This is a genomic window from Clostridium sp. CM027, from assembly GCF_024730565.1.
GTDB classification, from domain to species: domain Bacteria; phylum Bacillota; class Clostridia; order Clostridiales; family Clostridiaceae; genus Clostridium_AD; species Clostridium_AD estertheticum_B.
This window is the reverse complement of sequence record NZ_CP077725.1, coordinates 2,567,501-2,579,424: the sequence shown is the minus strand read 5'-3', so window position 1 is coordinate 2,579,424 and position 11,924 is coordinate 2,567,501. Positions and strand designations below refer to the sequence as shown.

At 40.1% G+C, this 11,924-nt stretch carries 3 protein-coding genes, 1 tRNA gene and 5 rRNA genes (1 of these 9 cut by a window edge); 8 read left to right on the top strand and 1 reads right to left on the bottom strand.

Translation table 11 applies throughout. The features are described from left to right. Nucleotides 1–35: 35 nt before the first annotated feature. A 5S ribosomal RNA gene (rrf, locus tag KTC92_RS12115) occupies nt 36–152 on the top strand. 144 nt (nt 153–296) lie between these two features. Here the strand turns inward: rrf (KTC92_RS12115) and KTC92_RS12110 are convergent. Then, nucleotides 297–1,757 (bottom strand): IS1182 family transposase, encoded by a 1,461-nt coding sequence (locus KTC92_RS12110; RefSeq protein ID WP_220287894.1) that lies wholly within the window; start codon nt 1,755–1,757, stop codon nt 297–299. A gap of 583 nt (nt 1,758–2,340) precedes the next feature. Between KTC92_RS12110 and ltrA the strand changes: the two genes are divergently transcribed. The 7 genes from ltrA to KTC92_RS12070 form a co-directional block, all read left to right on the top strand. Continuing rightward, entirely contained in the window at nt 2,341–3,750 is a 1,410-nt protein-coding gene (ltrA, locus tag KTC92_RS12105; protein ID WP_258280593.1) for a group II intron reverse transcriptase/maturase, read from the top strand. Nucleotides 3,751–4,922: 1,172 nt separating this feature from the next. Then, a 16S ribosomal RNA gene (locus KTC92_RS12095) occupies nt 4,923–6,440 on the top strand. Nucleotides 6,441–6,732: 292 nt separating this feature from the next. Next, a 23S ribosomal RNA gene (locus KTC92_RS12090) occupies nt 6,733–9,658 on the top strand. 85 nt (nt 9,659–9,743) lie between these two features. Continuing rightward, nucleotides 9,744–9,860, top strand: a 5S ribosomal RNA gene (gene rrf, locus KTC92_RS12085). A 6-nt stretch (nt 9,861–9,866) separates the two neighbouring features. Beyond that, a tRNA-Lys gene (locus KTC92_RS12080) sits at nt 9,867–9,942 on the top strand. 130 nt (nt 9,943–10,072) lie between these two features. Then, complete coding sequence (locus tag KTC92_RS12075; protein WP_165415055.1) at nt 10,073–10,816, top strand: peptidylprolyl isomerase; 744 nt, start codon at nt 10,073–10,075, stop codon at nt 10,814–10,816. A 523-nt stretch (nt 10,817–11,339) separates the two neighbouring features. Continuing rightward, nucleotides 11,340–11,924: ribosomal RNA gene (locus tag KTC92_RS12070) — 16S ribosomal RNA — on the top strand; it runs 933 nt beyond the window's last position. Together the 16S, 23S and 5S rRNA genes with 1 tRNA gene alongside form the textbook arrangement of a ribosomal RNA operon.

Genomic DNA, 11,924 nt, shown 5'->3' with positions numbered 1-11,924 from the left:
ACTGTGCAATTTTCAGAGAATATTTATATTCTCAATCTGGTGATTATGGCATGAAGGTAACACCCGTTCCCATACCGAACACGAAGGTTAAGCTTCAATGCGCCGATGGTACTGCAGGGGTGACCTTGTGGAAGAGTAGGTTGTCGCCAGGTAAGAAAAAACCGCTAAGTTATACGAGGCCGCTGAAAAAAGCACTCTTTATTTAGTAGAGTTTTCAAGCTTGAATAGAAAAAGCATGAGATATCCATATTTGGGATATCTCATGCTTTTTATTTTATAATTAAGTTTTAAAAGCCCTATTTCATGCTTTTCAACTTAATTATTCTCTTTAGATTCACAGTGAAGATTGATAATGCACCTTGCATTTGCATGCTAATTAAGCCTGACGATATTGCTACATCATAGCTATGTTGGTGCTTAAGTTCACTGTTTTTAGCCTCTATCATATAACGTTCCCTAGCTCGTTTTTTAAAATATTCACTTTTTTCGAACTCTATTTGATCTTTGTGAGTATTTGACTTTATTGAAACTGAATAAGTTTTAGATTTAGCGCCTTCTTTATAACACCCATCTTTATGAACACAATTTTTACACTTTTCTACATTAAAATAGTAGGTTAGCACTTGATTTTTACCAACATTCTTCTTTCCCTGTTTTGCTTTTTTAATAGCCATATGACCTGCCGGACATACAAATAAACCAGCATCTTTATTAAACTCAAATTCATCTTCTTTTTTTCGCATTCCTTGTGAAATTACAGGATTTAGTCTTGAAATTAATGCAATTTTATTTTCTTTTGTATATTCTAGGTTTTTCTTTTCAGAATAAGCTGTATCTCCAATTACTTCATTTACATCTATACCAGCCTCACGGCTTTTTTCTATTAAGGTTATGAGCTCCTTTCCATCACTTTTTTCGCCAGTTGTAATAACAGCTGCTGTAATTAAACGTTCTTCACTCATAGCAAGGTGTGATTTATATCCAAAAAAAGAACTATCCTCAGTTTTATGCCCCACTTTTGCATCCTCATCTTTTGATATTTTTAGATTTTCTAAGTCATCATTAATAGCTTCCATTAAGTAGTTTAATTTAGTTTTCACAGCTGGATTTGCTGCAGTTTCTGGCTTCTCGTTTATGGTATCAATTAATAATTTGCAGTACTCAAGAATATCTTCAAGTACTCCAGTTGTAACTTTATTAGGTAACTCTTCTTTAATACCAGGATGTACTCCGTACAATGTTTTTCTTAAGTTTTTTGCACGTTTCAATAATTCCTCGCTTGCTGACTTTTGGTTATAACGTGACTTGGTATGCGTAGCATCAACTATTATTGCTTTACTTTTTAAAACTCCCTCTTTTATAGCAAGTTCTACAGTCTTGTTTATTAATAAATCCAATAAATTCATGTCTTTAAGGCGAAGCTTTCTAAATTTAGTTAGTGTACTTGAGTTTATTAAATTTGTTTCTTCTGGGGCTAAATTTAGAAAATATTTAAAGGACATGTCATAAAGAGTTCTTTCAACAACATCTTCATCAGACAATTCATATATTACTTTCAAAAGTAAATATTTAAATAGCATTATGGGGTTAATAGCACCTCTACCCATAGATGAACTATAGTTAATCATCAATTCGTCATAAACAAATGAAAAGTCAACAAGGTCATTAATTTGCTTTAAAATGTTATCTTTCGGAATAATTAACGAATATAAGCTATGGTATGTATTTATTTTTATTTCCAATTGTCCTTTTAGCATAATAGTTTAGCCCCTTTTATTTTATTCTACTATACTAATTCGACATATCTTTTAAAATTCCTTTTTGTTTTTTAGTCTTTTATATAAAAAAATCGCCATCTTTAATTAGATGACGATTTTTCATATAGTTTTTCAGTGGCCTCAGTTATACTTAGCGGTTTTTATTGTGCGCCCGGCATGGGCGCAATCTAATGGGTGAAAGTCCCTAGCACGGGTTAATAGTGCCAAGTGCATAGCTTAAGACAAGGGTGTCCATCGTGAGATGGAATCTGAAGGAAGTTGGCGGCCAAACTCCGGTCTGACGAACAGAAACTACATATAAGGCATATGCTTGTGGGTAAGTTTGCAATACAAAACGAAGCCCAAAACTATTCGAAACAAGTGGTGTAAATGTAGCAGATAGATGGAGTGAAAGATTGCGTTCTTACCCGGGGAGATCTGATAGGTAAGTTGTGGATATGAATTTAGAAATAACAACCCATACAGTGATGTATGGCTGAACTATCAGAAGTCAGCAGACGTCATAGTACCATGCAAAACGCGTTAGCGTGGGAAGGACTGAACAATAGGAGGTTTTGGAATTTTGAAGGATACGAGAAAATATGATAAAAGCAGACAACTTCATAAAGAAGGCTCTCTACGAGAGAATAGAGTGGAACTCGAAGGTAATGTAGAAGTGCATAGTATTTCCTCTATGTCAGAAGAAGGAAGAAACGATGTGAATGAATATGATAATGGTTTACTCGAGCAGATATTATCGAGAGATAATATGAATAAAGCATATAAAAGAGTAAAAGCCAATAAAGGAAGTCATGGGATTGATGGTTTGACAGTAGATGAACTTCTACATTATCTAAAAGAGCATGGACAAGAATTAAGGCAATCATTATTAGAAAGTAGATATAGACCTCTAGCCGTAAGAAGGGTAGAAATACCAAAACCTGACGGTGGAATTAGGCTACTTGGAATACCTACTGTATTAGATAGAGTTATTCAACAAGCGATATCACAAACTCTAATACCAGTATATGAAAAGAAATTTTCTGATAATAGTTACGGTTTTAGACCTTTAAGAAGTGGAAAACAAGCTGTTGAAAAATGTAGGGGATATATTAATGCTGGACATACATGGACGGTGAATATAGACCTTTCTAAATACTTTGATACGATAAATCATGATAAATTAATAAGGATACTATCGGAAGATATTAAAGATAGTAGAGTAATTTCTCTGATACGAAAGTATCTACAAAGTGGAGTGATGATAAATGGGGTATTTATGAATACAGAAGAAGGAGCACCTCAAGGCGGGCCTTTGTCCCCATTATTAAGTAACGTAATGTTACATGAACTCGATGTAGAACTAACAAAACGAGGACTAAACTTTTGTAGATATGCTGATGATGCGAATATATACGTCAAAAGTGAGAAATCAGCAAATAGAGTAATGAAGAGTATTACGAGATTTATTGAGGAAAAGTTAAAGCTTAGAGTGAATAAAGAAAAGAGTACAGTAGATAGACCTTGGAAACTTAAATTTTTAGGATTTTCATTTTACCGGGCAAAAGGTGAATACAGAATGAGAGTTCCTCAAAAACCTATAATCAAATTCAAAGCAAAGCTAAAAGAATTAACTTCAAGAAGTAATGCGATGAGCATGAAATATAGGTTTATGAAACTTAAGCAAGTGATAGTTGGATGGATAAATTATTTTGCTATTGCAGACATTAAAAGTATTCTTAAAACACTTGATGAATGGTTAAGGCGAAGAATTAGAATGTGTTTTTGGAAACAATGGAAAAAGATTAAAACAAAATATGGGAACCTTGTTAAATTAGGAATACCAAACAATAAAGCTTTGCAATATGCAAATACAAGGAAAGGCTATTGGAGAACATCCAATAGCCCTATATTAAACAAAACATTGACCAATAAATACCTTAAAAATATAGGATTAGTTTCTATATCTGAGACATATTTATTAAAACATTAATTTCTATTGAACCGCCGTGTACCGAACGGTATGCACGGTGGTGTGAGAGGTCGCTAAATAAATTAATTATTTAGCTCCTACTCGATTGTGTGCCTGAAATTGGCGCTTACTTGTCGGTGAAAGTCCGATGCGGGGGAATGGTACCAACCGTTAGATTAAGACAAGGGTGTCCACCGTGAGGTGGAATCTGGAGGAAGTCGGCAGCAAAACTCTAGATAGAGAATTGTAGGGGACATATTAATGCTGGATATACATGGGCAGTAGATGTCGACATCTCTAAACACTTTGATACGATAAATCATGATAAGTTAATAAGGATGCTATCGAAAGATATTAAAGATAGTAGAGTAATGTCTCTGATACGAAAGTATCTAGAAAGTGGAGAAATGATAAATGGGATTTTTATGAATACAGAAGAGGGATCTAAATAAATAAATTAATTACTTAGATCCCTCTCGATTGGTTAGAAATAATTAACTATTAAAATTAACACTAAAATTTTAATAGTCTAATGAAGCCGAAATGGCCTTACTTGTTTTGGTAAAGTTGGAATACTTGGAGTATTGATTGAGGAGCTATTTACTTTTATAAGTGGAATAGTTATTATGAAGAATCATGTAAATATATTAACATGACTATTAGTAGCGACGAATTTTGGTAAGCCGTACAAAGGTCTTATAATATTGAACAGAGTATCTAGAACATTAGTATAAATGATACTTACCCATGTGTATCAGGATGCGGAATATTGAATTATTTAGACTTATATGTAGAAATATGAATATAATCTAGCTAGAGTACCTATGTTGTGAAATTATACTCTTATTTATATGATAGAATACTCCTTGTCGTCACAAACGAGTGCACGATAAACTAAGTGTTGATAACTATTTAATATGTTTTCAAATGAAAATAAGTTTTAAAAAGTTGTTGACAAAACAAGAAATACCTAGTAATATAGTAGAAGTCGTCACATGATGACAAAGTAAATTGGTCTTTGAAAATTAAACAGAGAAATAGGTAAAGATAGCGAAATAATATTTCGCTAAACCAGTTAATTACTTTAGTATAAAGTAAAATTTAGTCGTAAGACTAAAAGTATGTAATGAGCTTGCGTAACAACTTAACAGTTGTCGCAGATTAATCATTTCAACTAAAAAAGTGTAAACTTTTAAATTGAGAGTTTGATCCTGGCTCAGGACGAACGCTGGCGGCGTGCCTAACACATGCAAGTCGAGCGATGAAACCTTTCGGGGTGGATTAGCGGCGGACGGGTGAGTAACACGTGGGTAACCTGCCTCAAAGAGGGGAATAGCCTCCCGAAAGGGAGATTAATACCGCATAATATGTTTTGGTCGCATGATCGAAACATCAAAGGATTTTTCTTCGGAAAATTCCACTTTGAGATGGACCCGCGGCGCATTAGCTAGTTGGTGAGGTAACGGCTCACCAAGGCGACGATGCGTAGCCGACCTGAGAGGGTGATCGGCCACATTGGAACTGAGACACGGTCCAGACTCCTACGGGAGGCAGCAGTGGGGAATATTGCGCAATGGGGGAAACCCTGACGCAGCAACGCCGCGTGAATGATGAAGGCCTTCGGGTTGTAAAGTTCTGTCTTCTGGGACGATAATGACGGTACCAGAGGAGGAAGCCACGGCTAACTACGTGCCAGCAGCCGCGGTAATACGTAGGTGGCAAGCGTTGTCCGGATTTACTGGGCGTAAAGGATGCGTAGGCGGACATTTAAGTCAGATGTGAAATACCCGAGCTTAACTTGGGTGCTGCATTTGAAACTGGGTGTCTAGAGTGCAGGAGAGGTAAGTGGAATTCCTAGTGTAGCGGTGAAATGCGTAGAGATTAGGAAGAACACCAGTGGCGAAGGCGACTTACTGGACTGTAACTGACGCTGAGGCATGAAAGCGTGGGGAGCAAACAGGATTAGATACCCTGGTAGTCCACGCCGTAAACGATGAATACTAGGTGTCGGGGGTCGAACCTCGGTGCCGCCGTTAACACATTAAGTATTCCGCCTGGGGAGTACGATCGCAAGATTAAAACTCAAAGGAATTGACGGGGGCCCGCACAAGCAGCGGAGCATGTGGTTTAATTCGAAGCAACGCGAAGAACCTTACCTAGACTTGACATCCCCTGCATAACCCAGAGATGGGCGAAGTCCTTCGGGACAGGGTGACAGGTGGTGCATGGTTGTCGTCAGCTCGTGTCGTGAGATGTTGGGTTAAGTCCCGCAACGAGCGCAACCCTTATCATTAGTTGCTACCATTAAGTTGAGCACTCTAGTGAGACTGCCCGGGTTAACCGGGAGGAAGGTGGGGATGACGTCAAATCATCATGCCCCTTATGTCTAGGGCTACACACGTGCTACAATGGTGAGTACAAAGAGATGCAAGACCGCAAGGTGGAGCCAAACTCAAAAACTCATCCCAGTTCGGATTGTAGGCTGCAACTCGCCTACATGAAGCCGGAGTTGCTAGTAATCGCGAATCAGCATGTCGCGGTGAATACGTTCCCGGGCCTTGTACACACCGCCCGTCACACCATGAGAGTTGGTAACACCCGAAGTCCGTGAGGTAACCGTAAGGAGCCAGCGGCCGAAGGTGGGATTGATGATTGGGGTGAAGTCGTAACAAGGTAGCCGTAGGAGAACCTGCGGCTGGATCACCTCCTTTCTAGGGAGTAGATGTATTGACTTCGGTCGATGCAATAGAAGAATATTAATTTGTTCTTCAAAAATATCTATTGTAATTAATCGTACCTAGTTCTCTGTTTAATTTTGAGAGACTAATTTTATCTAACTCTTAGGAGTTAGATAATGAATAGTTTTTCTTAAAATGTTCTTTGAAAATTGCACAGTGAAAAAAGTTGTTTTAAAAAAATTAAAACTACGCAAGTAGTTTATAAATTGATTTAATACAATTTCGCAAAATTAATATAACCGTCTATGTAAATAGACAGAATCAAGGTCAAGCTACAAAGGGCGCATGGCGAATGCCTTGGCACTAGGAGCCGAAGAAGGACGCGTTAAGCTGCGATAAGCTTTGGGTAGGCGCAAATAGCCTGTGATCCAAAGATTTCCGAATGGGGGAACCCACATAGTAACAACTATGTACTGCATACTGAATAAATAGGTATGCAGAGGTAGACCCGGGGAACTGAAACATCTAAGTACCCGGAGGAAGAGAAAGAAACATCGATTTCCTAAGTAGCGGCGAGCGAAAGGGAAAGAGCCCAAACCCAGGTCTTTGATCTGGGGGTTGAGGATAGATCATAAATACTGCAATTCCTTAATTGAAGATAGCTGGAAAGCTGCTCCGCAGAAGGTAATAGGCCTGTAAATGAAAAGGAAAAACAGTCAGATCTAATCCAGAGTACCACGAGACACGTGAAACCTTGTGGGAAGCTGGGAGGACCACCTCCCAAGGCTAAATACTACCTAGTGACCGATAGTGAAGAAGTACCGTGAGGGAAAGGTGAAAAGAACCCCGGAAGGGGAGTGAAATAGAACCTGAAACCGTGTGCCTACAACCGGTCGAAGCACTTTATATGTGTGACGGCGTGCTTTTTGTAGAACGAGCCAACGAGTTACGATATGTAGCAAGGTTAAGTACTTAAGGTACGGAGCCGAAGGGAAACCAAGTCTGAATAGGGCGCATAGTTGCATGTCGTAGACCCGAAACCGGGTGACCTATCCATGGCCAGGATGAAGCGGAAGTAAAATTCCGTGGAGGTCCGAACCACGTTGGTGTTGAAAAACCATGGGATGAGCTGTGGATAGCGGAGAAATTCCAATCGAACTCGGAGATAGCTGGTTCTCCTCGAAATAGCTTTAGGGCTAGCGTCGATTAATTGAGTAATGGAGGTAGAGCACTGAATGGGCTAGGGGCTGACAACAGTTACTGAACCCTATCAAACTCCGAATGCCATATACTTTTATTTCGGCAGTCAGACTGCGAATGATAAGATCCGTAGTCAAAAGGGAAACAGCCCAGACCATCAGCTAAGGTCCCAAAGTGTAAGTTAAGTGGAAAAGGATGTGGGATTTCTAAGACAACTAGGATGTTGGCTCAGAAGCAGCCACTCATTTAAAGAGTGCGTAATAGCTCACTAGTCAAGAGATCCTGCGCCGAAGATGTCCGGGGCTAAAACTTACCACCGAAGCTATGGGTGTACACAATTGTGTACGCGGTAGAGGAGCTTTCTGTACTGGCTGAAGTCATACCGTAAGGAGTGGTGGACGGTACAGAAGTGAGAATGTTGGCATGAGTAGCGAGAGTTAAGTGAGAATCTTAACGGTCGAAAACCTAAGGTTTCCTGAGGAAGGCTCGTCCTCTCAGGGTTAGTCGGGACCTAAGCCGAGGCCGAAAGGCGTAGGTGATGGACAATCGGTTGATATTCCGATACCACCAATGGACGTTATTAGAAATGGGATGACGCAGGAGGATAAGATGTGCACACTATTGGATGTGTGTCTAAGCATTTAGGCGGAGCAGACAGGCAAATCCGTTTGCTCTTAACGCTGAGATGTGATGGGGAAGGGAATTTATTCCTGAAGTATCTGATTCCACGCTGCCAAGAAAAGTCTCTATCGAGGATATTGGTGCCCGTACCGCAAACCGACACAGGTAGGTGAGGAGAGAATCCTAAGACCATCGGAAGAATTGTTGTTAAGGAACTCGGCAAATTGACCCCGTAACTTCGGGAGAAGGGGTGCCTACGTAAGTAGGTCGCAGAGAATAGGCCCAAGCAACTGTTTAGCAAAAACACAGGTCTCTGCTAAAGCGAAAGCTGATGTATAGGGGCTGACGCCTGCCCGGTGCTGGAAGGTTAAGGGGATTACTTAGCGCAAGCGAAGGTATGAACTTAAGCCCCAGTAAACGGCGGCCGTAACTATAACGGTCCTAAGGTAGCGAAATTCCTTGTCGGGTAAGTTCCGACCCGCACGAATGGCGTAATGATTTGGGCACTGTCTCAACAACACATCCGGCGAAATTGTAGTGCAAGTGAAGATGCTTGCTACCCGCGATTGGACGGAAAGACCCCGTAGAGCTTTACTGTAGCTTAGCATTGAATTTCGGTATTGTCTGTACAGGATAGGTGGGAGACTGAGAAACATGGGCGTCAGCCTGTGTGGAGTCATCCTTGGGATACCACCCTGACAGTACTGAGGTTCTAACTGGAGGCCATGAATCTGGTCACAGGACATTGTTAGGTGGGCAGTTTGACTGGGGCGGTCGCCTCCAAAAAAGTAACGGAGGCGCCCAAAGGTTCCCTCAGCGCGGTTGGAAATCGCGCGAAGAGTGCAAAGGCAGAAGGGAGCCTGACTGCGACACTTACAAGTGGAGCAGGGACGAAAGTCGGGCTTAGTGATCCGGTGGTACCTCGTGGGAGGGCCATCGCTCAACGGATAAAAGCTACCTCGGGGATAACAGGCTGATCTCCCCCAAGAGTCCACATCGACGGGGAGGTTTGGCACCTCGATGTCGGCTCGTCGCATCCTGGGGCTGAAGTAGGTCCCAAGGGTTGGGCTGTTCGCCCATTAAAGCGGCACGCGAGCTGGGTTCAGAACGTCGTGAGACAGTTCGGTCCCTATCCGTCGCGGGCGTAGGAAATTTGAAGGGAGCTGTCCTTAGTACGAGAGGACCGGGATGGACAAACCTCTGGTGCACCAGTTGTCACGCCAGTGGCATCGCTGGGTAGCTATGTTTGGAAGGGATAAACGCTGAAAGCATCTAAGCGTGAAGCCCACCCTGAGATGAGATTTCCCATAACTCGCACGTAAGTGCGGTGTTAGTAAGACTCCTGGAAGACCACCAGGTTGATAGGTTAGAGGTGTAAGCATGGTAACATGTTCAGCTGACTAATACTAATAAGTCGAGGGCTTGACCTAAATAATTAGAAATAACGCGAAGCTTCGGACGTAAGGAAGAAGACTAATTCACTGTGCAATTTTCAGAGAATATTTATATTCTCAATCTGGTGATTATGGCATGAAGGTAACACCCGTTCCCATACCGAACACGAAGGTTAAGCTTCAATGCGCCGATGGTACTGCAGGGGTGACCTTGTGGAAGAGTAGGTTGTCGCCAGGTAAACATGGTTTACTAGCTCAGTTGGTAGAGCACATGACTTTTAATCATGGTGTCCGGGGTTCGATTCCCCGGTAAGCCACCAAAAAAGTACTTCTTTATGAAGTGCTTTTTTTATTTTTAAATAACATTTTATTGATTGTGTTTTTTCATTATTTTTATGGTATCATGATAATGAAGATATATAATTATAATAATTTTAAAGGAGAGTAATTATGGAGAATAAAGTTTTAGCTATAGTAAATGGAAGTAAAATAACTGAAAAAGATATAAAAAGATCATTATTAAGATTTCCACAGGAAACGCAAGAGCACTACAAAACAGAAGAAGGTAAAAAACAATTTTTAGATCAAATGATAAATTTTGAATTAATATATAATTATGCTCTTGATAATGATATGGAGAAAGATGCAGACTATATAGAACAAATGAAGTTGATAGAAAAAGATGTTTTAATACAAGCAGGCGTCAAAAATATAATGGCTGATTTAGATATAACAGAGGAAGAGATCCAAAAGTACTATAAAGATAACAGTCAAATGTTTAAAAGTGGCGAGACTGCATCAGCTAAACATATATTAGTAGATACCCTAGAGCAAATGCAAGAAATTAAAGTGGAAATAACTAATGGAATGTCTTTTGAGGAAGCCGCTAAAAAATATTCTAAATGTCCATCATCAGCGCAAGGTGGTAGTTTAGGTAGTTTTACTAGAGGTAGAATGGTTCCTGAATTTGAAAAAGTAGCTTTTGAACTACAGGTTGGTGAAATAAGTGAACCTGTTAAGACTCAATTTGGATATCATTTAATACAATTAGATGAGAAAAGTCTAGAAGATGTGAAATCCTTGGAAGAATCTAGGCCTATGATTTTGGAGAATATTTCACACCAAAAACAAAATGAAAAATATACAAGCGCCATAACGGAATTAAAAAACAAATATGATGTAGAAATAAAATAAAAGGTTATATCCATAGTTTTAACGGCATTTCAGAAGGAGACTTATACTCTCACTGATATAAGCGGGAGTATAAATCTCCTTCTGAAGTCGTTAATATTACAGGAGTTGTATTATGAGATTAATATAGGAATAACCATAGAGAGAGTAATAATCATAAAGAATAAATACAAACCATATATTATTAGATGTTTTTACTTACTAGTTACTATTGTTACTTCAAATGGAAAGAAAGAGATTTTTAAAATTAAAAATATAAAAATTTTAAATATCATATAAAAGTGTTGACAAAACAAGAAATACCTAGTAATATAGTAGAAGTCGTCACATGATGACAAAACAAATTGGTCTTTGAAAATTAAACAGAGAAATAGGTAAAGATAGCGAAATAATATTTCGCTAAACCAGTTAATTACTTTAGTATAAAGTAAAATTTAGTCGTAAGACTAAAAGTATGTAATGAGCTTGCGTAACAACTTAACAGTTGTCGCAGATTAATCATTTCAACTAAAAAAGTGTAAACTTTTAAATTGAGAGTTTGATCCTGGCTCAGGACGAACGCTGGCGGCGTGCCTAACACATGCAAGTCGAGCGATGAAACCTTTCGGGGTGGATTAGCGGCGGACGGGTGAGTAACACGTGGGTAACCTGCCTCAAAGAGGGGAATAGCCTCCCGAAAGGGAGATTAATACCGCATAATATGTTTTGGTCGCATGATCGAAACATCAAAGGATTTTTCTTCGGAAAATTCCACTTTGAGATGGACCCGCGGCGCATTAGCTAGTTGGTGAGGTAACGGCTCACCAAGGCGACGATGCGTAGCCGACCTGAGAGGGTGATCGGCCACATTGGAACTGAGACACGGTCCAGACTCCTACGGGAGGCAGCAGTGGGGAATATTGCGCAATGGGGGAAACCCTGACGCAGCAACGCCGCGTGAATGATGAAGGCCTTCGGGTTGTAAAGTTCTGTCTTCTGGGACGATAATGACGGTACCAGAGGAGGAAGCCACGGCTAACTACGTGCCAGCAGCCGCGGTAATACGTAGGTGGCAAGCGTTGTCCGGATTTACTGGGCGTAAAGGATGCGTAGGCGGACATTTAAGTCAGAT

Bases quoted from the DNA above. Each gene is read 5' to 3' on its own strand.
- KTC92_RS12110 (WP_220287894.1), bottom strand. From the start codon at position 1,757: ATGCTAAAAGGACAATTGGAAATAAAAATAAATACATACCATAGCTTA.
- KTC92_RS12075 (WP_165415055.1), top strand. From the start codon at position 10,073: ATGGAGAATAAAGTTTTAGCTATAGTAAATGGAAGTAAAATAACTGAA.